The following is a 20,997-nucleotide window of genomic DNA, read 5'->3' as shown; positions in this document are numbered from 1 at the left end:
CGCGGCCGGGGCCCACGGGGCTCCCGGCCGCGAGCCTGCCGTCTGACCTACTCGGACCGCGCGCCGCCGTTACGGCCGCGGACCAGGGCGAAGGCCGCCGCGGCGAGCCCCAGCACCCCGACCACCAGCCCGGCGATGCCCAGGCCGCGGGCGGTGGAGTCGCTGCTCGAAGCCGTCGACTTGAAGTTGGTGGAGCCCTTCGAGGTCATCGGCAACGGGGTCGTGCCGCCGGCGCCCTCGTCAGTGCCCTTGGCCGTCAGCTTCAGGACCGGTGCCGGGTTCTCCGGCGCGACCTGACCGGACTGCGCCTCCTCGATCCAGCGCACGGTCTTGCCGTCGGAGTACGTCTGCAAGGTCTTGAAGGCCAACTGGTCCGCATCGTCCGGCAGTTGACCGAAGGCGACGTTGAAGTCCTCGTAGTGGCCGGGGTCGATCTTCCCGCTGGTCCAGGTGATCTCGGAGACGGCGTCGGTGATGGTGCCGTCGTCGGTCTTGACCGGCGTCTTCAGCTTGGTGCTCGTGACCTTGGCGGTCCAGCCGTCCTGCCGGGAGACGAGGACGCCCAGGACGGGGTGGTCGGTGGGCAGGAAGACCTGCACCTTGGTGGTGGAGGCGGTGTCCTCCTCGTTGGGGACGCGGAAGGTCAGGACACCGTCCGTGGCACCCTTGGCGTAGCTCTCGGGGTGGACGGTGACGTGCGCGGAGGCGACACCGGCCGCGGCGAGGAGCCCGGCGGCGATCAGAGCGGTGACGGCGCCGGCGCGGCGCAGCGTGATGCGTACTCGGGACATGGGTGGGTGGATCTCCGTACAGGAAAGGTGGGTTGGCGTCGGACGGGGTACGGAGTCCCGAGCGGCGGTCCGCGCCGCTGCACCGCGTGCCGCAGCAGGCTCCGCCTGAGCGGCCGCGGACCGTCGGCGCACAGCCGTACGACGTTGCGCGCGTCCGGCACCAGTCGCGTCCCGCCGGCCACCCGCCACCAGGCCAGCAGGCCCGGCACCAGCGCGGCGGCCCGGCGCAGCAGCGACCACAGGGCGGCCTCGCCGCGCCGGAGCCACCAGGTGAGCGCCAGGGCCGCGGCGACGTGCGCGGCGGTCGCGTGCGGGGTCACGGCGTGCGCGTGGCTCATGTGCATGCCGTCCATGACCATCCCGGAGTGCGGGTGCAGCACACCGAAGGCGAGGTGCAGCCCGCCCTGAGCCGTCAGCGTCCCGGCGGCGATGGCCGGCAGCGACCGTTCCCGGCCGGCGAGCAGGCAGCCGGCCCCGAAGAGCGGCGCGAACCCGACGGCCTGGACCCACACCGGCGGCGCCGTGCCGGTCCCCAGGGCGTGGCCGCCGGCGGCGAGCAGCACGCACAGCGCGGCGAACACCGCCGCGCGCAGCACGCGTACCGAAGCAGACGCCGTCATGGCGCCCGATCCTGCCACGCGCCGGGGCGGCTTCGCCGGGTGGATCCCCCGGTCCACCGGGGCAGACTGGACGTCCACAGGTGACGAGTCGTGGAGGTGCCGGGATGGCGGCCGGTCTGCGCATCCGCATCGAGGGTTTCGACCTGCCCGGTCGCAGCTGCGGGCCCGCCGGAGGTGATCCGGTGTACGGGGGCATCCATGTCGCGGTGCAGCGGCGCGACCGGCCGGCCGAGTTGCTCGGGGTGCAGCCCGGCGACGCGGTGTCGGTGACCTGGACGCTGGAGTGCGGCGCGGTGGCCTCGGCGGCCGGCACGGATGTCAAGGGGCCTTGGGTGCAAGGGCGTTCCGGAGCTCGGTTCGTGTATCTGTCCTGGGGTACGGTCGACGGCCCCGGGACGTTCACCATGTTCCGCCGCGCGAAGCTGATGCTCGACGCCGTGCCCGCCGACGTGCTCGAGACCGCCCTACGCGAAGGGGTGCTGGTCGGCAGGCTCGGGCTGACGGACGGGCGGGGGATGCCCTTGTGCGCGCGGGTCGTGCCGCCGCGGATCACCTGGACGCCAGGGTCACGGTGAACGGCGGCGGGCTCGTCTGCGTACCATGGGGCGCGATGACAGCTCGTGCACAGGAACGCGGTGCGCCACCCTTCCTGGGGGGGCGCGCGTTTCTGGTGCTCGGGCTTCTGGCGGGGCTGCTGGGCATGCACGGCCTGGCCCCCGGCGGCGCCCTCGACGCGCACTCCGCTCCCCGGCACACGGCGGTGGCGGCCGGCGCGCACGGCGGCTGCTCGGGCGACGACTGCGGCGGAGGCCACCTCAAGCACGCCGACCAGACCTGTACGTCGGCGGCCGTCAGCGGCGGACCGACCCTGCCGGCCCTGACTCCCGACCCGGTGACCGCCCCCGTGCGCGCCGACGTCCCGTGCCCGTACGCCGGCGCGGCCCCGGACGGCGCCCGCGCCCCGCCCTCGCTGGCACAGCTCCAACTCCTGCGGATCTAGACACCACGCGGCACCGCGCCCCGCGGTGCGCTCCGGCACGTCCAGATCCCCCCACGCGCCACGGCGCGACACGCACAGCAGGAGTTCCAGCATGCGCAACACCCGTACGTCCCTCATCCGCCGTACCGCCCTCGCGGTGGCCGCCCTCACCTCGGCCCTCGTCCTCACCGCCTGTGGTGGCGGCAGCGACAGCGCGAGCAGCAGCCACCACACCGGCGACTCCGCCTCCGCGTCGGCGCCGGCGTCCGCACCCAGCAGCGCCGGTACGCACAACGCGCAGGACGTCGCCTTCGTGCAGGGCATGATCCCGCACCACCAGCAGGCCCTCGAGATGGCGCGGCTCGCCGCCGACCGGGCCTCGTCCGCCCAGGTCAAGGAGCTCGCGGCGCGCATCGAGAAGGCGCAGGACCCGGAGATCCGGACCATGTCCGGCTGGCTGAAGAGCTGGAACGAGAAGGTGCCCTCGTCGGGCAGCTCCATGGGGTCGATGCCCGGCATGGACCACTCGTCCGGCTCCGGGATGTCAGGGATGTCAGGGATGATGGACCCCAAGGACATGACCATGCTGGAGAAGTCGTCCGGCAAGCACTTCGACACCATGTTCCTGACCATGATGGTCCAGCACCACGAGGGCGCCGTGAAGATGGCCGGGACGGAGAAGGCTCAGGGCGCCTACGGTCCGGCCACGTCCATGGCCGAGGACATCATCAAGGGCCAGACCGCCGAGATCACCGAGATGAAGAAGCTCCTCGGCAAGGCCTGACCCACAGGGAGGGGGCCGGCGTCCGCGCCGGCCCCCGTGCTGCTCACTCCGGGCCATCCAGCGCCGACAGCACCTCGGCGCAGATCGCCAGCGCCGTCTCTGCGGGGTTACGGGCGCCGATGTCGAGGCCGATGGGGCCGTGGACGCGGGCGAGTTCCGTCTCGGTCAGGCCCGTCTCCAGCAGCGCGGCGGCGCGGCGGGTCTGGGTGTGGCGCGAGCCGAGGGCGCCTACGTAGGGGGCGCCCGAGGTCAGCGCGGCGCGCAGGGTGGGGACGTCGACGTCCGGCTCATGGCTGAGCATGATCAGACAGGCGGCGGCCGGATGCTCGGCGATCAGTTCCCCCGCGTCCTTCGCCGTCGCTGTCACGGTGGCCTGCCAGCCGAGCAACCCGGCCTGCGCGACGAGGAGTTCGGCGAGTTCGCCACCGCCGACGACGACGAGGTGCGGCACGGCGGGGCAGGTCTCGATCAGCACGAGCCCGGCGTCGGCGGCGTGCACCTCACGTCCGGCGCGGTAGCGGGCGAGCAGCGAGCGCGCCCGCACCGCGGCCTGCGGCGGCACGTCCGGGCCGTCCACCGTCTCGTCCGGCGTCACGACGGCGCTGACCGCGTGCGTGCGCGCCTCGTCCAGCCAGGTGACGAGCGCCACGTCGGCACCCGACCCGAGCAGTTCCCACCAGCGGGCCGGGACGGCGGTCAGCGGCTGCATCAGGATCTCGGCCTGTCCCCCGCAGGTCAGCCCCGCCTCCCTGACCCCGTCCGCGTGCACGGCCACCTCGCAGACGCGGGCGGTGTGCCCGCGCGGGACCGCGCAGGCCTCGGCGACGAGCCGCTGGTCGAAGGCGCCCCGGTACAGCCGCCCGCGGTACTGCCCGTCCGCGTCGATCAGCAGGGCGTCGGCCGGCTGCCGTGCCCCGAACCCCCGCTCGGTGAGGGGCCGGGCGAGCACCGCCGCACGGCCTTCCGCCGCCCAGTGTCGTGCCGTGTCCGCCAGATCGCGCATGTACCCAGAGTAGTCAGTACACGTCCCGTACATACCTCTTGTCCGCCGCCAGTTGTTTCACGTAGGCCGCCGCCCCCGCCTCGTCCAGGCCCCCGTGCACCACGGCGATGTCCCGCAGCGCCTGGTCGACGTCCTTGGCCATGCGGGAGGCGTCGCCGCAGACGTAGAAATGGGCGCCCTCCTGGAACCACGACCACAGCTGCGGGCCGTGCTCGCGCATCCGGTCCTGGACGTACACCTTGGCCCGCTGGTCCCGTGAGAAGGCGGTGTCGAGGCGGTCGAGGGTGCCGTCGGCGAGGAACCCGGTCAGCTCCTGTTCGTAGTAGAAGTCGGTCGCCCGGTGCTGTTCGCCGAAGAACAGCCAGTTGGCGCCCCGGTGGCCGAGGGCCCGGCGCTGCTCCAGGAAGCCGACGAAGGGGGCGATCCCGGTACCGGGGCCGACCATGACCATCGGCGTCGCGGGGTCGGCCGGCGGGCGGAAGTGCGCGGTGCGCTGGACGTGCACGGGGACCGGGGTGGCCAGCTCGGCGTCGGCCAGGAAGGGCGAGCAGACGCCGTGCCGAAGACGGCCGTGCAGGTTCTCGTAACGGACGACCGAGACGGTGAGCGAGACCAGGTGGGGGTCGGTCAGCGGGCTGGACGATATGGAGTACAGCCGTGGCTGCAGGCGCCCCAGGACCCCGGCCCACTCCCGCGCCCCGGCCCGCACGCCGTACTCGGCCACCACGTCGACGGCTTGTCGCCCCCAGGACCACCTGGCCAGCTCGCCCTTGTTGTCGGGCCGCAGGAGCTTCTTCAACTCCCGTGGGTCATGGGCGCGTTCGGCGACGAAGCGGAGCAGGGCCGGGGTGACGCGGGTGATGTCGAGGTCGCGCGACAGCGCGTCGCCGAACGGGACCTCGCCCGACCCGTTCACCTCCACCGCCGTGTCCGCGTCCAGGCCGGTGACGGCCAGCCATTCCTCCACCAGCGCCCGGGAGTTGAGCGGCTGGACGCCGAGCGCGTCACCCGCCTCGTACAGCAGCGGGCTCTCGCTGTCGCGGGTGTCGAAGGTGAACCGGCGGACCTCCTTGCCGGCCCCGGGGAGGCTGAGCAGACGGTTGCCGGTGAGGCGGGCGGTGACGGGGGCCGGCCGGCGTGAGCGGGGAGCGGGCCGGGTGGCCGGCGCGGGGGCGGGTGGTGAGGTGGGTGCCGAGGTCACGGCCGGTTGCGGTGGGCCGGACAGGGCGGTGAGGATCTGGTCGAGCCAGGCGTGCGCCGTGTCCTCGTAGTCCGGTTCGCAGTCGGCGCGGGGGGCCAGGCGCAGTGCGCCGAGCTCGTCGAGCCGCTGGTCCAGGCGCCGGCCGTGGCCGCAGAAGTCGTCGTAGGAGGAGTCGCCGAAGGCCAGGACGGCGTAGCGCCGCCCGGCCAGGCCCGGTACGTCGGACGCGGCCAGGGTCTCCCAGAAGCCGGCGCCGTTGTCGGGGGCGTCACCGTCGCCGAAGGTGCTGCTGATCAGCAGCAGGTCGGCCTCGGCGGGCAGGGTGGCGAGGTCGGCCTCGTCCATGCCGAGCAGCGAGGCGGCGTGTCCGACCGTCTTGAGGCGTTCGGCGGTGGCGGCGGCGAAGTCCTCGGCGTTGCCGGTCTGCGAGGCCCACAGGATGACGACCTCACGGTGCGGGACGGGGTCAGGCCGCGCCTCGGTCGCGGCCGTCGCCCTGGAGTACATGCCGGCCAGCACGCCGTTCACCCACAGGGCGTGGTCCGGGCTGAAGGGCGCGTCCGGCGGCAGGACCGGGACACCGAGGGCACCGGAGGGGATGCCGGCCAGGAAGCCCACCAGGTACTGGCGTTCGGGCGCGGTCAGGACGGGCGGCGGCGTGGCTTCGAGCCCGAACACGCCCGCGGCGGCGGAGGGGACGGCATGGGCGGGCACCAGGGCCGGCGCCGAGTCCGCCTCCTCCACAACCGGCGTCTGCGGCACCGGCGTTCGCACGGCGACCGGCCTCGACACCTTGGTCAGCGACACCGCGCACACCTTCAACTCGGGCTGGAAGGACAGCGGATCGACCGCGTCGCTGGTCACGGCGTTGACGCTGAGGTACTCCCCGAACAGGTCGTTCCAGTGGAAGGGGGCGAAGCAACTTCCCGGCCGCACCCGGTCGGTGACCACCGCCGGCAGCACCGCACGCCCGCGCCGCGAGGCGACCTCCACCGAGTCGCCGTCGACGACGTCGAGTTCGGCCGCGTCCCACGGGTGCAGCTCCACGAAGGGCCCGGGATCGAGCTTGTTGAGCTTGGCCACCTTCGCCGTCTTGGTCAGCGTGTGCCACTGGTGCTGCAGGCGCCCGGTGTTGAGGACGAACGGATAGTCGTCGTCCGGCATCTCGGCGGCGGGCAGGTGCGGGCGGGCGAAGAAGGCGGCGCGGCCGCTCGCGGTGGGGAAGGAGAGGGAGCCGTCCTCGTCCACGTACCGCACGGGGTTGCGGTCGGGTCCGTCCTCGGTCGCGGCCGGCCACTGCACGGGTGTGCGGCGCAGCCGCTCGTAGGTCACCCCGCGCAGGTCCCAGCCGGTCCTCGGGTTCCAGAACCGCTTGATCTCCTCGAAGACCTCCTCGGCGTTGTCGTAGGAGAACCCCTCCTCGTAGCCCATCTCGCGGGCGACGGCCGCGATGATCCGCCAGTCGGCCACGGCCTCGCCCGGCGGGTCGGCGGCGGGCGGGGCGAGGGTGAGGTTGCGTTCGCTGTTGACGAGGACGCCCTCGGTCTCGGTCCACAGGGCGGCGGGCAGGACGACGTCCGCGTAGGCGTTGGTCTCGGTGTCGGCGAACACGTCCTGGGTGACGACGAACTCGGCGGACTCCAGGCCCTCGATGACCGTCCTGCGGTTGGCGACGGAGGCGACCGGGTTGGTGCAGATGATCCAGCAGGCCTTGATCTCGCCGTCGGCCATCTTCTGGAACATCTCGACGGTGCCCCTGCCCACGCCGTCGGCGCGCAGGGTCCCGGGCGCCAGTTCCCACAACTCCTCGACGAACGCCCGCTCTTCGGCGACGAGCACGGAACGCTGTCCGGGCAGCCCCGGTCCCATGTACCCCATCTCGCGTCCGCCCATGGCGTTGGGCTGGCCGGTGAGGGAGAAGGGACCGCTGCCCGAGCGGCAGATGGCGCCGGTCGCCAGGTGCAGGTTGACCAGGGCGTTGGTGTTCCAGGTGCCGTGCGTGGACTGGTTGAGGCCCATGGTCCAGCAGCTGGTCCACTCCCCCGCCTCGCCGATCAGCCGGGCAGCCTCGCGGATGTCGTGCTCGGGGATGCCGGTGAGCTCGGCGACGGTGGCGGGCGGGTAGTCGGCGAGGAAGGCGGGCATCTCCTCCCAGCCCTCGGTGTACCGGGCGATGAAGTCGGCGTCGGTGTGCCCGTTCTCGTACAGCAGGTGCAGCAGCCCGTTGAGCAGGGCGAGATCGGTTCCGGGCCTGATCTGCAGGAACAGGTCGGCCTTCGCGGCGGTGGCGGTGCGGCGCGGGTCGACGACGATGAGCTTGGCGCCCGCCGACTTCACGCGGTCCATCATGCGCAGGAAGAGGACGGGGTGGCAGTCGGCCATGTTGGAGCCGATGACGAGGAACAGGTCGGCCTTGTCGAGATCCTGGTACGAGCCCGGAGGGCCGTCCGCCCCGAGCGACAGCTTGTAGCCCGTGCCGGCGCTGGCCATGCACAGCCGGGAGTTGGACTCGATCTGGTTGGTCCGCACGAACCCCTTGGCCAGCTTGTTCGCCAGGTACTGCGCCTCGAGGCCCATCTGCCCGGAGACGTAGAAGGCGATCGCGTCCGGGCCGTGCTCGTCGACGATCTCCCGCAGCCGCCGGGCGGTCTCGGTGATCGCCGATGCGACACCGGTCGGCACGGGTTCCGCTCCCCGCTCGGGCCTGCGCAGGGCGGTGGTCAGGCGGCCGGGGGCGGCGAGCATGTCGGCGGTGGTCGCGCCCTTGGTGCACAGCCGGCCGAAGTTCGCCGGGTGCTCCTTGTCGCCGGAGGCCTTCAGGACGGTACGGCCTCCGTCCGGTCCGCGGCCCACGTCGAGGACGAGACCGCAGCCCACACCGCAGTAGGAGCACACCGTCCGCACCTTCGCCACCGGCACCCCCGCCTTCCCTGGTCGTCCCGTACGTATGGAGCTTTGGTGACGGTACGAAATGCCCATTACACGGGTGTCTCCTGAGCCGGTCAGCAGGGGTTACGCGGCCCGCACAGGCCTGCGGTCCATGCTGTGAGAGGGCCTTCTGCCACCGCGATCGCTTCGGCATATGCGTTCACGGTGATTCAGTGAAGAAAAGAATGCCGCGCGCGTTCGAATTCACACTCCCTCCGGTTTCTTCACGGAATGCAATGCACGCATTGGGGCGGTGAGGTCCGTTCTCACAACGCCCACCCGGTCGGAAATGAGGACACGAAACGATCGATTAACTGACGCGTAGCGGTCGGGAATCGTCTCGCCGGTCCACTCCTCGTCACCGCCGTTCACGTACAGCGTCAGGAGGGGCCATGTCCTTCTTCGCCAGGGCATCCTGGCCGGGAGACCATCGCGACGAGATCGTCGCGGGCGCGCTCGTCGCGGCCGTCGTCGTCGTCCTCGGATACGCCTCGGGCATCGGGGCCCCCGGCACGACGACCGTCGACACCGCGACGCCGCCGGCCTCCGCCGTCCCTCCCACGTCCCATCAGCCGACGGCCCGTTCCGAGACCGGGCCTCCCGACACCGCCACCGGGAATTACGGAGCGGGTTCGGCCGGCGGTTACTGGGCCGGAGGGAGCGGCGCCGGAATTCCGATTTCCGACGGCTCCTCGTCCACCGGCGGGGAAAGCGGCCACGGCCACGGGACGGGCGGCGCGGGTGGCGCGGGCGGAAATAGCGGCGGCACCGGGGGGACCTCTCCCTCGCCGTCTCCCACGCCGACCCCCTCGCCGTCGGGAAGTTGCAGCCCGGGTGAAGTGAGCCTCGTACAGCCGCTGTTGAAGGGTGCGGTCGCTCCGGTGACCGGTCTGCTGGACGGTCTGCTGGGCGGGGGCGCGGCGAGCCCGTCGCCCTCGCCGTCGGCCGGCGCCCTCTCGTCGATCTGCGTCGGCGTGGCCGCCTCGCCCTCGGTGATACCGGAGGTGCTGCCGTGAGACGCGTCCCCTCCCTGTTCGCCGTCGTCCTGGCCGCCCTCGCGGCCCTGCTGCTGGCCGCGCCGCCCGCGTCGGCGCACACGGAACTGGTGTCCTCGACCCCGAGGAACGGCACCCGGCTCGCGCACACCCCGGCCAACGTGACCCTCGGCTTCAGCGAGCCGGTCGACCTCGCCGACGTCCACGTGAGGGCGGCGGGCAGACCGCTGACGGTGACCCGCGCAGACAGCGACAAGGCGGTACGGGTCACCGTCCCCAAGACCTCCGGCCAGGACCGCCTCACCCTGGATTGGCAGGTCCTGGACATGCAGGACGGGCATTCCACGTCCGGGGCGCTCTCCTTCCGCCTCACCGCCAAGGCGTCCGCCGCCGACTCCGCCGCGCCGCCCCTGCCGCGGCCGTCCGAGACGGTGCACACGGCCTGGCTCACCGCCCGCTGGTTCGGCTACCTCGCCCTCGCCCTGTACGTCGGCGGCCTGGCCTTCCTCGCGCTGCTGTGGCCGCAGGGCGCCGGGGACCGCCGTACCCGCCGCATCCTCGCGCTCTCCTGGGCCGTCGGCCTCGCGGCGAGCCTGGTGACGCCCGGGCTGCAGAGCGCGTACGGCGCGACGGGTTCGCTCGGCGACGTGTTCCGCCGGGCCACCTACACCGGCCTGCTGGGCACCGAGGTCGGCGTCGTGGCCGCCTGCCGGGTGCTGATGTGGGTGCTCGCCGCGATCGTGCTGGCGGCCGTCCTGCAGGGCGGGGACCGCACGGCACGCTCGCCCGGCTGGCGGGTCGGCGCGCTGGCGGTGACAGTCGGGCTGCTGCGGACGACGAGCATGACCGGCCACAACTCCGAGGGCACGCACCCGGGTTGGGGCGCGGTGGCCGACCTGGTCCATCTGCTCGGGGTCTCGCTGTGGCTCGGCGGTCTGACGCTGCTGCTGTTCGGGGTGCTGCCCCGGCGCCGGCCCGAGGAACTCTCGGCCGTCGTGTCCGGCTACTCCACGCTGGCCGGGGTGTCGGTCGCGGCGATCGTGGCCGCCGGGGCGGTGCTGACCTGGCAGGTCGTCGGGTCCTTCGGCGCCCTGGTCGACACCGGGTACGGGCGGCTGCTGCTGCTCAAACTCGCCGTCCTGGCCCTGGTGCTGGCGATCGCGCAGCGCAGCCGCGGCTGGGTGCGGACGCGGCTCGACATCGCCGTGCTGCTGCGCGGCGACCGCGCCACGGTACGGCCCTTCGTCCACTCGGTCGCGGCGGAGACGGGGCTCGTCCTCGTCGTGCTGGCCGCGACGAGTCTGCTGGTCACCTCGGCCCCCGGCCGCTGACCGGCGCCTGTCCCGACCCCTGTCACCCGACAGGGACCCCCTCCGGGGGAACCTCACAAGGGAGAAGCACCTCCATGCACACCGAAGAAACCACCGCTCCCCCGAGCCACCGGCGCTCCCGGCTGGGCAACAAGGTACTGCTGGCCACCGGCGTGGGCGCGGGCGTCGCGGCCGCCGTCGGGCTCGGCCTGCTGCAGGCGTCCACGGGGGCCGCGGCCACGCAGACCGCCCAGCCGGCCGCTGCGGCGCACTCGATGGCGGACATGGGAACGACGTCCGCCAAGGCCCCGGCGGCCGACTACACCATCGACATCAAGAACTACGCGTTCAGCAAGCCGAAGCTGACCGTGAAGGTCGGCCAGACCGTGAAGTGGGTCAACGACGACAACGCTCCGCACACGGTCACCACCACCAGCGGGCCGGCCAAGTTCGACTCCGGCACGCTGCAGAAGGGTGACAGCTGGTCGTACACCTTCACCAAGGCCGGCACCTACGACTACTACTGCGCGGTGCACCCGGACATGACGGCCTCGATCACCGTGGTCGGCGACGGTGGGGGTGGCGGCAGCACCGGTGGCTCGACCGGCGGGTCCACGGGTGGGTCCACCGGCGGGTCGACGGGTGGGTCCACCGGCGGCTCCACGGGCGGGTCGACGGGTGGCTCGACCGGCGGATCGACCGGCGGCTCCACCGGTGGCTCGACCTCCGGGGGCAGCGGCTCCGGTGGCAGCAGCGGTGGCGGTGACGGGCAGTGCGTCAGCGTCCAGCAGGTGCTGCTGCCGATCCTGCAGCACATCGACAAGGCGCACCTGGAGCAGTCCCCGGGCCAGCAGGTGCAGGACGCGCTGCAGCTCGACAGCTACCTGAAGATGCACACCGTCTGGCTGGAGTCGATCCTCACGCCCGCGGTGAACGGCGCCGGCAGCGTCTCCGACGACACGCTCAGCGTGCTGCTCCAGCACATCAACACCGCGCACCTGCAGGAGCCGCTGAGCCAGCAGCTCACGGACATCCTCAACCCGGACGCGTACGTGAAGATGCACACCGTCTGGGCCGAGCACCTGCTCGCCCCGACCGAGAACTACATCACCAACTCCTGCTGATCCCCCACAGCAGGACACGGCGGGCCGGCCGAGTCGCAGTCGGCCGGCCCGCCGCCCCTGCATTCTCCCCGCCCGTCGCTCCGCTCGCCCACCGAGGTGCCGAGATGACCACCGAGACTCTTCCCACAGCCGTTCTCCCGCCGCCGCCTCCGGGGCCCGACTGGCTGCCCGACCCCGGCACCTACACCGCCGCCGAGGACCGCTGCATCGTCGAACTGACCGCCCACGTCGGCCCGTTGACCACGCTGCGGCGGCGGCTCACCGCCCTGGACGCGACGCTCACCGTGGCACCCGACTCCGACGACTGCGCGCTGCGCCTGGAACTGGCCGGGCGGCCGCTGGGCGGCCGGGTGCTCACCTTCGCCAGTACGAGCCTGACGCCCACGGACGAGGCCACGCGGCTGCACGTGCCGGGCGAACTCGCCCTGGCCGGCGACCCGGCGCAGGTCGTGTTCGGCTTCCGCGTGGTCGAGCGCACCGCAGACCGGCTCCTGGTCCTCGGCACCCTCCGGCTGCCGTACCGCGCCCTGCGCCGCACGACGGGCCTGACCCTGCCCCGCATCCGCCCCGCGGCCGGCGTCCGGCTGCTCGTCGCCGCGGAGTTCACATGCGCCGCCTGACCGCACCGCGCGTCCTGGTGGCCGCGCTCTTCGTGGCCGGCCCCGTCACCGTGCTGCCCGCGCCGGCGGCACAGGCGGCCACCACGCACCAGGTCGTCATGTCCGGCTACGCGTTCGCGCCCCGCTCGCTGACGATCACCGCCGGAGACACGGTCACCTGGACCAACCAGGACCAGGCGCCGCACGACGTCGAGACCACCTCCGGTCCCGCCTCGATCCACTCCCCGATGCTGAGCAAGGGCGGCAGCTGGAGCCACACCTTCACGGCCGCGGGCACCTACGGCTACCTCTGCACGGTGCACCCGGGCATGACGGCCCAGCTCGTCGTCGAGCCGGCCCCCGCCCCGGCCACGCACCCGCCAACACACCGGGCCCCGGCGGCCGTACCGGCGAGCCGCCCCACCCCGTCAACGATGCCGTCGATGACCCCGGCCCAGTCCAAGCCCACGACGGCCCAGTCCGCCGCGCCTTCCCCCACCCTCTCCACCCCGCCCCAGCCCACCCTGAACGCCCAGAGCACAGCCGCCTCCCCCACCCGCCCCCTGGATCCGCTGCTCCTCCTGACCGGTGTGGTAGCGGGCGTGGCCGTCCTCTGTCTCCTCCTGGTCGGCTCCCGCTCAGCCACGGCCCGCGGGGAGGACCCCGAAACCGGCTGAGTCCACGCCTGCCCCGGCACCGCCGACCCGACCCCCTCGACCCGCCGCTGCGGTCGCGGGGGTCGCCGTCATGTCTCCTGCCGGCCGCCTCTGGCTCACGCCTGTCTCAGCACCACCAGGACGACCAGCAGCACCGTGGCGCCCGCGCACGTGCCGTGGGCGACCACCGCGGTGAGGGGGAAGTGGCGTTCGGCGGTCCTGCGGCCGTGGGAATGGCGGCCGGAGCTGGGGAGCCAGCGCAGCAGCATCATGAAGCCGAACGCGGCGACGATCAGGACCACCGCGCAGGCCGCCCAGGCCGTGCCGCGGATGCCGCCCGCGAGGTAGGCGGTCCAGCAGGCCAGACCGCCCACGGCGAGCAGTACGTGCCCCCCGACGAGCCACAGCGGCAGCCGCGTCACCCCCGACGCGCGCTGCCGCAGACCGCCGTGGCGGATCCACACCGAGGCCAGATAGCCGCCCAGGCTCGCCGTCAACACCCACGCGCACAGCACGAAGACACCCACGCGGTCCAGCAGAGCGCACGCGCCGGGCGCAGAACGGACAGATTTTCCCGGATTCACCCGTAGGCGTGAACAGTGGTGCGAATCCCTTGAACTGCGCGCGTTCCCCGGGACGACACCAAACTTGTACTCTTCGTTTTCTTGAAGCGTTCGTGTTTAACGGGGTAGGTTGGCCGCCATGACCACGCCCCAGCCTCCGAACACCGCCGCTGAGCTGCGCGGTGCGGGCCTGCGGGTGACGGCCGCCCGCGTCGCACTGCTCGAGACCGTCCGGGACGGTGACCATCTCGACGCCGAGGCGATCGCCTCGGGGGTGCGCTCACGCGTCGGCCACATATCACTGCAAGCCGTGTACGACGCCCTCCACGCGCTCACCACGGCGGGCCTCGTACGCCGCATCGAACCGCCGGGCAGCCCGGCCCGGTTCGAGGGCAGGGTCGGCGACAACCACCACCACCTGGTGTGCCGCTCGTGCGGCGCCGTCTTCGACGTCGACTGCGCGGTCGGTCACGCCCCCTGCCTCACCGCGTCCGACGACCGCGGTTTCGCGATCGACGAGGCCGAGGTCATCTACTGGGGCCTGTGTCCCGACTGTTCCACCGCACGCACGGCCTGAGCACCGAACCCCCGGAAGGATTCGCATGTCCGAGAACACCCCCGCCGCAGAGGCGAAGTGCCCGGTGGCGCACGACCGCGCCCTGCACCCCACCCAGGGCGGTGGAAACCGCCAGTGGTGGCCGGAGAAGCTCAATCTGAAGATCCTCGCCAAGAACCCCGCGGTGGCGAACCCCCTCGGTGAGGACTTCGACTACGCCGAGGCCTTCCAGAGCCTCGACCTCGCGGCCGTGAAGCAGGACATCGCCGAGGTGCTCACGGACTCCAAGGACTGGTGGCCGGCCGACTTCGGCCACTACGGCCCGTTCATGATCCGGATGGCCTGGCACAGCGCGGGCACCTACCGCATCAGCGACGGCCGCGGCGGCGCAGGCGCCGGTCAGCAGCGCTTCGCCCCGCTCAACAGCTGGCCGGACAACGGCAACCTGGACAAGGCCCGCCGTCTGCTGTGGCCGGTGAAGAAGAAGTACGGCAAGAGCCTGTCCTGGGCCGACCTGATGATCCTCGCCGGCAACGTCGCCCTGGAGTCCATGGGCTTCGAGACGTTCGGCTTCGGCGGCGGCCGCGAGGACGTGTGGGAGTCCGAGGAGGACGTGTACTGGGGTCCTGAGAAGGTATGGCTGGACGACCAGCGCTACACCGGCGACCGCGAACTGGAGAGCCCGCTCGGCGCGGTCCAGATGGGCCTCATCTACGTCAACCCCGAGGGCCCCAACGGCAACCCGGACCCGATCGCCGCGGCCCGCGACATCCGTGAGACGTTCCGCCGGATGGCGATGAACGACGAGGAGACCGTCGCCCTCATCGCCGGTGGCCACACCTTCGGCAAGACCCACGGCGCCGGCCCGGCGGACCACGTCGGCGCCGACCCCGAGGCCGCCCCGATCGAGCAGCAGGGCCTGGGCTGGAAGAGCACCTTCGGCACCGGCAAGGGCGGCGACGCGATCACGTCCGGCCTGGAGGTCACCTGGACCGCCACGCCGACCCAGTGGAGCAACGGCTTCTTCAGGAACCTCTTCGAGTACGAGTACGAGCTCACCGAGAGCCCGGCCGGCGCGAAGCAGTGGGTCGCCAAGGACGCCGAGGCGATCATCCCCGACGCGCACGACCCGTCCAAGAAGCGTCTGCCCACGATGCTGACCACGGACCTCTCGCTGCGGTTCGACCCGATCTACGAGCCGATCTCGCGCCGCTTCTACGAGAACCCCGACCAGTTCGCGGACGCCTTCGCCCGCGCCTGGTTCAAGCTGACCCACCGTGACCTGGGCCCGAAGTCGCTGTACCTCGGTCCGGAGGTCCCCGAGGAGACGCTGATCTGGCAGGACCCGCTGCCGGAGTCCGAGGGCGAGCTCATCGACGCCGCCGACATCGCGGCCCTCAAGGCCAAGCTGCTCGACTCGGGTCTGTCCGTCGCGCAGCTGGTGTCCACCGCGTGGGCGTCCGCGTCCACCTACCGCACCAGCGACAAGCGCGGCGGTGCCAACGGCGCCCGGATCCGGCTGCAGCCGCAGTCCGGCTGGGAGGTCAACGAGCCCGACGAGCTGGCCCAGGTGCTGCGCGTCTTCGAGGGCGTCCAGCAGGAGTTCAACGCGAACTCCGGCGCGAAGAAGGTCTCCCTGGCCGACCTGATCGTCCTCGGCGGTGCCGCCGCCGTGGAGAAGGCCGCCAAGGACGCCGGTCACGACATCGAGGTGCCCTTCGCGCCGGGCCGGGTGGACGCCACGCAGGAGCACACCGACGCCGAGTCCTTCGAGGCGCTGGAGCCCACCGCGGACGGCTTCCGCAACTACCTCGGCAAGGGCAACCGCCTGCCGGCCGAGTACCTGCTGCTGGACCGGGCGAACCTGCTGGGTCTGAGCGCCCCCGAGCTGACGGTCCTCGTCGGCGGTCTGCGGGTGCTGGGCGCGAACTACCAGAACTCGCAGCTCGGTGTCTTCACCAAGACCCCCGGCGCCCTGACGAACGACTTCTTCGTCAACCTGCTGGACCTGGGCACCACCTGGCGGGCGACCTCGGAGGACCAGAACACCTTCGAGGGCCGTGACGACGCCACCGGCGAGCTCAAGTGGGCGGGCAGCCGCGCCGACCTGGTGTTCGGCTCGAACTCCGAGCTGCGCGCGCTGGCCGAGGTGTACGCGAGCGACGACGCGAAGGAGAAGTTCGTGAACGACTTCGTCGCCGCCTGGGTCAAGGTCTCCAACGCGGACCGCTTCGACCTCGTCTGATCCTCGCCGTACCGCACGTCCAGGCCGGCCCGCACGGGCCGGCCTGGTCTGTTTCCGCCCGCCTCAGTCCGGCACCTCTTCGTGGTCGACCCAGTCGACGTGCACGGTCCCGGCCACGGCGTACGGGCCGATGACCCGCCCGGTGAAGCCGCCGGCGACCTCGGTGGAGAGGTACCTGCCGTCCAGCGCGGCGAGGACGTCGAAGGTGCCCTTCGCGTCCTCCACGCCGAGCGAGACGGTGTCCGGGCCCTGGCGCGCCTCGGTGACCTCCCGGGTGACGGCCGTGTCGATCCTGAGCACCACCGGGCCGGCGGCCACCGGGCGGGAGGCCACCACCGAGCGCAGCGGCCCGATGCGGGCCAGGACCCGCACCTCGCCGTCCGCCGTCTCGATCTCGTAGTGGTGCTCCTCGTCGAACCGCACGGCGAGGCCCCCGCGTCCCTCGGCCGGATCGACCAGGGCACGGGTGCGGCAGGAGTGGTGCTGCTGGCGCCGGCCGACCAAGGTGACCTCGGGGTCGTCGAGCGATCCGCCCCGGGCCCGCAGGCTCAGCCAGCCGGCCCGTTCCTTCGTCGTGCAGTGCTCCGCGGGGCGGGACCGCGGCGAGATCCAGTAGTGGGCGAGTTCGCTGAGGTCGAAGTCGTCCCGGACCGGCCGGGCGGCCGGCTCTTCGAGCGGCCACGGGGGTGCGGCCATGACGGGTGACACCTCGCCGACGACCGGCCAGCGGTCGGTCCAGTTCACCGGGGCCAGGAAGGTCTCCCGGCCCAGTACGTGCCAGCCCGGTGTGCCGCCGCGCGGCCGGACTCCGAGGAAGACCATCCACCACGAACCGTCCGGCCCCTGCACCAGGTCGCCGTGACCGGTGTTCTGGATGGGGTGCTCGGTGCCGCGATGCGTGAGGATCGGATTGTCCGGGCACGGCTCGAAGGGGCCGTTCGGGGTGCGGCCCCGGGCGATCGACACGCCGTGGCAGCGTTCGGTGCCGCCCTCGGCGATGAGCAGGTACCAGTACTCGCCGATGCGGTAGAGGTGCGGTGCCTCCGGGGCCTTGGCGCCCGGGGTCCCGGACCACAGGCGCTGCGGCTCGCCGAGGGTCTCCCCGGTGTACGGGTCGATGCGGACCTGGCTCACCCCCGCGACCGTGCACCAGCAGGTGCCGTCCTCGTCCCAGGCCAGGTCCGGGTCGATGCCGTGCACCCCCGGCAGCCTGACCGGATCGGACCAGGGCCCGGCCGGGTCGGTGGCGGTGAACAGGACGTTGCCGTCGCCGCTGACGTTCGTGACGATCAGCCAGAAGCGGCCGTCGTGGTGGCGCAGGGTGGGCGCGTAGAGCCCGCCGGACGCGGGGGTGCCGGGCGGGAGGCGCAGTTGGCTCGGCCGGTCGAGGGCGTTGCCGATCTGGGTCCAGTGCACCAGGTCCCGGCTGTGGAAGACGGGGATGCCGGGGAAGTACTCGAAGCTGGAACAGGCGAGGTAGTAGTCCTCGCCGGCCCGGCAGACGCTCGGGTCGGGGTGGAATCCCGGGATCACCGGGTTGTTGAACGTGGTGTCCCTCTCGGGAGCGCTCGACACATCGATTCCTTTCACGGGGCCGGCCCCTGCCTGCCTCGGGCCGGCTCTCAGGGGGCGCGGTGCAGTTGGACCACCACCATCGAGTAGGCCGCGACGGTCTGACGGGTCGCGCTGCCCATCGCCGCCGACCCGATCGACATGGCGTTCTCGCGGTACGAGCACGGTCGCTCGCGCCCCTCGACCGTGGTCACCCGGGAGCAGTCGTGCCGTTGCTCTCCACATCGGCGAGAAAGTTTCGCGCTCGAATCTCCGATAGTTTCCAGCGGAGGTTAGCCACACGCGTGAACGCGGTCAATGGCCCGTGCGGGGCCGGCGCTCCGTACGTCAGCCCTTGGGCGGGGCCGTGCTGGCCCGGACCGTCAGCGTCGTCGCGATCTCCAGCCCGACCTGCGGTGCCTCCTCGCCGCGGCCGAGGGTGAGGGCCAGCTCGGTGGCGGCCACCGCCATCTCGGTCAGGGGCTGGTGGACGCTGGTGAGGGGCGGGTCGACCCAGGCGACGACCGGCAGGTCGTCGAACCCGACCACGCTCAGGTCGTCGGGAATGCGCAGGCCCCTCTCGCGTGCCGCCTGGTAGACGCCCAGCGCCTGCAGGTCGTTGGCCGTGAAGATCGCCGTCGGGCGGTCCGGCAGGGCCAGCAGGGTGTGCGCCGCGACGCAGCCGTCCTCCCGGGTGAGGCCCGCGTGCACCACGATCTCCGGGTCCACGGGCAGGCCGGCGGCCTGCAGCGCCGAGCGGTAGCCGTCCAGCCGGGCGGAGCAGCACAGCTGGCTCTCGGGACCGCTGATCATCGCGATGCGCCGGTGGCCCAGCCCGGTCAGGTGACGGGTCGCGGTCCGGCCGCCGGACCAGTTCGTGGCGCCCACGTACGGGACGTCGTCCGGCAGTTCCATGATCGGGTCGAAGACGACGAACGGGATCCCCTTCGCCGTCAGTTGGGCGCGTTCCGCCTCCGAGAGCTGCGCCACCGACAGCACGCAGCTGGGGCGCCGGGAGACCGTGTCCTCCCAGGTCGGCGCCGCACTGTCGTGCAGGCCGAACTCGGACACCAGGACGCCGACGCGGTGCTGCCGGGCCACCCGCTCCACGCCCCGGATGATCTCGACCGCCCACATGTCCCTGAGCTCGCGGAAGACCAGCTCGACGACGTTGCTGCGCTGGGACCCGGACGGCTTCCGGTAGCCGTACCGGTTGATCAGCTCCTCGACCCGGGCCCGGGTGTCCGCGGACACGCCCGACTTCCCGTTGAGCACCTTGGAGACGGTCGGTACTGACACCCCAGCGGACTCCGCGATGTACGCGATCGTGACCGACCTGGGGGCGTCGCCGCGCCCGCCGTCCCGGGCCGCCGGTCCGTCTGCTGCGTTCTGCGCCAAGGTGGCCTTCCCGATCGTCGAACCGCCCGCACCGCGCCGTGATGGTGCCTGGTCATTCTCACATCTCTCAGCGACGGAGCGGGGGCCCCAAGCACATCGCCATGTTAATTTCTCTGCCCCATCTAACGAAAGTTTCCATCGCCACGCCAACAGGGGCGGCGGCGGTCACCGAGGCCGCGCGACGGGGGCTGCTGGAGCTGAGGCAGCGGCCCGGATGCGCCCGCGTGCGCGGCAGACCGTAGGTGCGCCGGCCGGATTCGCGGCATGATCAGTGGATGGACGCTGTAGGTGGGGCGGCGGAGATCTCGTCGTCGAAGGAGGCCGCGAACAACGCGCTGGTGCTGGCTTTCGGCCGGTTGCAGGGCGCCGCGAACCGGCTGGAGTACCTCCTGGGACGCTCGCTGGAGCAGGAGCACGGCATCAGTCATCTGATGTTCGAGGTGCTGCTCATCCTCGGTCGCGCGGGGGATCCCGGGTTGTCGATGCGGGCCATCGCACAGGAACAGGTGCTGACCACCGGAGGGGCCACCCGCCTGGTGGACCGCATGGAGGCGGCCGGACTGGTCGAGCGGGCCGAGGATCCCGGCGACCGGCGCGGCCGGCTGGTCCGCCTGACCGCCCTCGGCGAGGAGACGACGGTACGCGCCTCCCGGCTGCACGTGGAGAACATCCGCCGCTTCTTCCTGGAGCCGCTGCCGCCGGAGGACCGCGAGCGGTTCGCCGAGGACCTGCGGATCCTGAGCCACTCCGCCCGGGACGAGCTGCCCCGCCTGCCCTGAGCGGACAACGGTGTGGCTGCCGTCACACCCACAGGGAAATATCTGACAAGTCAGCTACTGTTTTCTCAGGCGAACCGCTCGCACTCCGCGGGCGCCGCACCATTGCCGAGGTCTTCGATGCAGCTCGTCTACGCCTTCGACGCCTACTGTGGCTGGTCGCACGGCTTCTCGCCGACCCTGCGCGAGGTCGTCTCCCGCCACCCCGACCTGCCGGTCGAGGTGGTCTCCGGGGGTCTGTTCACCGGGCCGCGCCGGGTCCCGATCCGGGAGTTCGGCTACGTCCAGGGCGCCAACGCCCGGATCGCCGAGCTGACCGGCGCCGAGTTCGGCGAGGCCTACGAGCGGCTGATCGCCGACGGCTCGTTCGTGATGGACTCCGAGGCGGCCGCCCGCGGCGTCGCCGCCCTGCGCCGGGCGGCCCCCGACCGCGCGCCGGAACTGGCCACAGCCCTCCAGCAGGCCTTCTACGTCGACGGCCTGAGCCTGTCCGACCCCGCGACCTACCGGAAGGTCGCCGCGGAGGCCGGCCTGGACGCCGACGCCGTGGTCGCCGCCTTCGAGTCCCCCGAGGCGGACCGCGCCGCGGCGGACGACTTCCACCGCGCGGCCGAACTGGGCGTCACCGGCTTCCCCACCCTGCTCGCCGTCGAGGACGACCGGGTCACGGTCCTGGCCCGCGGACAGGCCACCGCAGAGGAGGTCGTCCGGCGCCTGGCCGCCGTACGAGTCCCCTGACCCGTCCGCCTTCCCTTCCCTCCCGCCCCCTCTCTGCAAGGAGCCGAGACCCATGAGCACCCTCTCCTTCAAGGTCCTGGACCTGGACTTCCCGGCCGGCAGCAAGAACAAGACGGCCACCCTCGTCACCGGCGAGAGCGAGGCGCTGCTGGTGGACGCCGCCTTCACCCGCGCCGACGG

At 72.3% G+C, this 20,997-nt stretch carries 20 protein-coding genes and 1 pseudogene; 13 read left to right on the top strand and 8 right to left on the bottom strand.

Features of this window, described 5'->3' with window-relative positions:
* Window positions 1-47: 47 nt before the first annotated feature.
* Together ACIRVK_RS41905 and ACIRVK_RS41900 are read right to left on the bottom strand one after the other, a co-directional pair.
* Complete coding sequence (locus ACIRVK_RS41905) at window positions 48-791, bottom strand: YcnI family protein (RefSeq protein WP_404256818.1); 744 nt, start codon at window positions 789-791, stop codon at window positions 48-50.
* A complete protein-coding gene (locus ACIRVK_RS41900; protein ID WP_404256816.1) occupies window positions 740-1,411 on the bottom strand; it encodes a hypothetical protein in 672 nt (223 codons plus the stop codon). Before ACIRVK_RS41900 ends, ACIRVK_RS41905 begins: the two co-directional genes overlap by 52 nt.
* 104 nt (window positions 1,412-1,515) lie before the next feature.
* On the opposite strand from ACIRVK_RS41900, the gene ACIRVK_RS41895 reads away from it, so the two are divergent.
* From ACIRVK_RS41895 to ACIRVK_RS41885, 3 genes are all read left to right on the top strand, one after another.
* Window positions 1,516-1,986, top strand: coding sequence for a DUF5990 family protein (locus ACIRVK_RS41895; protein WP_404256814.1), 471 nt, complete (start codon window positions 1,516-1,518; stop codon window positions 1,984-1,986).
* A 35-nt stretch (window positions 1,987-2,021) separates the two neighbouring features.
* The gene (locus ACIRVK_RS41890; protein WP_404256813.1) at window positions 2,022-2,411 is read left to right on the top strand and encodes a DUF6153 family protein; all 390 of its coding nucleotides are present in this window, start codon (window positions 2,022-2,024) and stop codon (window positions 2,409-2,411) included.
* A gap of 91 nt (window positions 2,412-2,502) precedes the next feature.
* Window positions 2,503-3,174: a DUF305 domain-containing protein gene (locus ACIRVK_RS41885; RefSeq protein ID WP_404256812.1), complete on the top strand. Its 672-nt coding sequence runs from the start codon at window positions 2,503-2,505 to the stop codon at window positions 3,172-3,174.
* A 43-nt stretch (window positions 3,175-3,217) separates the two neighbouring features.
* Here ACIRVK_RS41885 and ACIRVK_RS41880 read toward each other — a convergent pair whose 3' ends face one another.
* Window positions 3,218-4,177, bottom strand: coding sequence for an XdhC family protein (locus tag ACIRVK_RS41880; protein WP_404256811.1), 960 nt, complete (start codon window positions 4,175-4,177; stop codon window positions 3,218-3,220).
* Between the two features lie 13 nt (window positions 4,178-4,190).
* Window positions 4,191-8,297 carry a molybdopterin-dependent oxidoreductase gene (locus ACIRVK_RS41875; protein WP_404256809.1) on the bottom strand — a complete coding sequence of 1,369 codons (4,107 nt, stop codon included), beginning with the start codon at window positions 8,295-8,297 and terminating at the stop codon, window positions 4,191-4,193.
* A 401-nt stretch (window positions 8,298-8,698) separates the two neighbouring features.
* Here ACIRVK_RS41875 and ACIRVK_RS41870 point away from each other — a divergent pair, with 401 nt between their 5' ends.
* The 5 genes from ACIRVK_RS41870 (at window position 8,699) to ACIRVK_RS41850 (ending at window position 13,011) form a co-directional block, all read left to right on the top strand.
* A complete protein-coding gene (locus tag ACIRVK_RS41870) occupies window positions 8,699-9,322 on the top strand; it encodes a hypothetical protein (protein ID WP_404256807.1) in 624 nt (207 codons plus the stop codon).
* Window positions 9,319-10,632, top strand: coding sequence for a CopD family protein (locus ACIRVK_RS41865; protein ID WP_404256805.1), 1,314 nt, complete (start codon window positions 9,319-9,321; stop codon window positions 10,630-10,632). Before ACIRVK_RS41870 ends, ACIRVK_RS41865 begins: the two co-directional genes overlap by 4 nt.
* Before the next feature lie 74 nt (window positions 10,633-10,706).
* Window positions 10,707-11,735, top strand: coding sequence for a plastocyanin/azurin family copper-binding protein (locus ACIRVK_RS41860; RefSeq protein WP_404256803.1), 1,029 nt, complete (start codon window positions 10,707-10,709; stop codon window positions 11,733-11,735).
* 104 nt (window positions 11,736-11,839) lie between these two features.
* On the top strand, window positions 11,840-12,355 hold the full coding sequence (locus tag ACIRVK_RS41855) for a hypothetical protein (RefSeq protein WP_404256801.1): 516 nt from the start codon (window positions 11,840-11,842) through the stop codon (window positions 12,353-12,355).
* On the top strand, window positions 12,343-13,011 hold the full coding sequence (locus ACIRVK_RS41850; protein WP_404256799.1) for a plastocyanin/azurin family copper-binding protein: 669 nt from the start codon (window positions 12,343-12,345) through the stop codon (window positions 13,009-13,011). The genes ACIRVK_RS41855 and ACIRVK_RS41850 overlap by 13 nt, the downstream gene beginning before the upstream one ends.
* Window positions 13,012-13,106: 95 nt before the next feature.
* Here the strand turns inward: ACIRVK_RS41850 and ACIRVK_RS41845 are convergent, their stop codons facing one another.
* Entirely contained in the window at window positions 13,107-13,517 is a 411-nt protein-coding gene (locus tag ACIRVK_RS41845) for a hypothetical protein (RefSeq protein ID WP_404256797.1), read from the bottom strand.
* 175 nt (window positions 13,518-13,692) lie between these two features.
* On the opposite strand from ACIRVK_RS41845, the gene ACIRVK_RS41840 reads away from it, so the two are divergent.
* Together ACIRVK_RS41840 and katG are read left to right on the top strand one after the other, a co-directional pair.
* Window positions 13,693-14,130: a Fur family transcriptional regulator gene (locus ACIRVK_RS41840; RefSeq protein WP_404256795.1), complete on the top strand. Its 438-nt coding sequence runs from the start codon at window positions 13,693-13,695 to the stop codon at window positions 14,128-14,130.
* 25 nt (window positions 14,131-14,155) lie between these two features.
* A complete protein-coding gene (katG, locus tag ACIRVK_RS41835; protein ID WP_404256793.1) occupies window positions 14,156-16,354 on the top strand; it encodes a catalase/peroxidase HPI in 2,199 nt (732 codons plus the stop codon).
* A gap of 63 nt (window positions 16,355-16,417) precedes the next feature.
* On the opposite strand, the gene ACIRVK_RS41830 is transcribed toward katG, so the two are convergent.
* The 3 genes from ACIRVK_RS41830 to ACIRVK_RS41820 form a co-directional block, all read right to left on the bottom strand.
* On the bottom strand, window positions 16,418-17,929 hold the full coding sequence (locus ACIRVK_RS41830) for a glycoside hydrolase family 43 protein (protein ID WP_404256791.1): 1,512 nt from the start codon (window positions 17,927-17,929) through the stop codon (window positions 16,418-16,420).
* Between the two features lie 47 nt (window positions 17,930-17,976).
* Window positions 17,977-18,120: a hypothetical protein gene (locus ACIRVK_RS41825; RefSeq protein WP_404256789.1), complete on the bottom strand. Its 144-nt coding sequence runs from the start codon at window positions 18,118-18,120 to the stop codon at window positions 17,977-17,979.
* 133 nt (window positions 18,121-18,253) lie between these two features.
* Complete coding sequence (locus ACIRVK_RS41820) at window positions 18,254-19,303, bottom strand: LacI family DNA-binding transcriptional regulator (protein ID WP_404256787.1); 1,050 nt, start codon at window positions 19,301-19,303, stop codon at window positions 18,254-18,256.
* A gap of 275 nt (window positions 19,304-19,578) precedes the next feature.
* Between ACIRVK_RS41820 and ACIRVK_RS41815 the strand changes: the two genes are divergently transcribed.
* From ACIRVK_RS41815 to ACIRVK_RS41805, 3 genes and pseudogenes are all read left to right on the top strand, one after another.
* Window positions 19,579-20,082: a MarR family winged helix-turn-helix transcriptional regulator gene (locus ACIRVK_RS41815; protein ID WP_404256785.1), complete on the top strand. Its 504-nt coding sequence runs from the start codon at window positions 19,579-19,581 to the stop codon at window positions 20,080-20,082.
* 117 nt (window positions 20,083-20,199) lie between these two features.
* Window positions 20,200-20,817: a DsbA family protein gene (locus ACIRVK_RS41810; RefSeq protein ID WP_404256783.1), complete on the top strand. Its 618-nt coding sequence runs from the start codon at window positions 20,200-20,202 to the stop codon at window positions 20,815-20,817.
* A gap of 52 nt (window positions 20,818-20,869) precedes the next feature.
* Window positions 20,870-20,997 (top strand): annotated as a pseudogene (locus ACIRVK_RS41805) (MBL fold metallo-hydrolase); the annotation flags it as partial.

The sequence above is a fragment of the Streptomyces sp. NPDC101152 genome, assembly GCF_044768275.1.
In the GTDB taxonomy this organism is placed as follows: Bacteria; Actinomycetota; Actinomycetes; order Streptomycetales; family Streptomycetaceae; genus Streptomyces.
Note: the sequence above shows the minus strand (reverse complement) of the source record. Positions and strands in the feature narration are given on the sequence as shown.